General features: G+C 66.6%; 1 protein-coding gene. It reads left to right on the top strand.

The features are described from left to right. The first annotated feature begins 90 nt into the window (after nucleotides 1-90). Nucleotides 91-903, top strand: coding sequence for an IS5 family transposase (locus MTDSW087_RS29850; protein ID WP_144769413.1), 813 nt, complete (start codon nucleotides 91-93; stop codon nucleotides 901-903). Nucleotides 904-920 lie beyond the last annotated feature (17 nt).

The following is a 920-nucleotide window of genomic DNA, read 5'->3' as shown; positions in this document are numbered from 1 at the left end:
AGAGCCCGTCCGATAAGGGGCTGAGGCAGGGTTGAGTGGCCGGGATGGCAGTGATTCCAAGAGGGTGCTGAAACCTGACCTGGATCTGCCATGTGGACCCCGACCACCCGGCGGCAGCATAGCCGTGCGGGCCTGCGCTATGAAACCGACCTGACAGATGCCGAGTGGGCGGTGATCGCACCTCTGATGCCGGAGCCAGCGCCATGTGGCCGCCCGCCAGTCTGGACGACGCGGGAGGTCCTGAACGCCATCTTCTACGTGCTGCGAGGCGGTATCGCCTGGCGGCTGATCCCGAAGGACCTGCCTCCACGCAGCACGACGTTCGGCTACTTTGCGCGCTGGCGCGACGACGGGCTGTTCGGCCGGATCAACCACACGCTCGTCATGGCCGACCGCGAGCGGGCTGGTCGGCATGCCTCACCCACCGCCGCGGTGCTCGATAGCCAGAGCGTGAAGACCACAGAGAGCGGTGGCCCGCGGGGCTACGACGCCGGAAAGAAGATCAAAGGCCGCAAGCGTCAGGCCCTGGTCGACACGGACGGGCGCGCTCTCGTGCTCGATCCGCAGGCCGCCGACGTACAGGATCGCGATGGGGCCGGACCGGTGCTGCGCCTGTCGCGGCGGACCTTCCCGTTCATCGCCAAAGCCTTCGCTGATGCAGGCTATGCCGGCGACAGGCCCGCGACGGCCACGATCATCACCGTCGACATCGTGCGCAAACCCAAGGATCAGGTTGGCTTTGCCGTGCATCCGCGCAGATGGGTGGTCGAACGCTTCTTTGGCTGGATCAGCCGCAACCGCCGCCTCTGGAAAGACCCGGAGGCGACCCTCGCCTCGGCCCAAGCCTTCCTCTACGCCGCTGCCGTCATGATCCTCGTTCGACGGCTGGGACGCGCCTCATGACTTATCGGACGGACTCT

Origin of the sequence: Methylobacterium dankookense, from assembly GCF_902141855.1 — a bacterium.
GTDB classification, from domain to species: domain Bacteria; phylum Pseudomonadota; class Alphaproteobacteria; order Rhizobiales; family Beijerinckiaceae; genus Methylobacterium; species Methylobacterium dankookense.
Note: the sequence above shows the minus strand (reverse complement) of the source record. Positions and strands in the feature narration are given on the sequence as shown.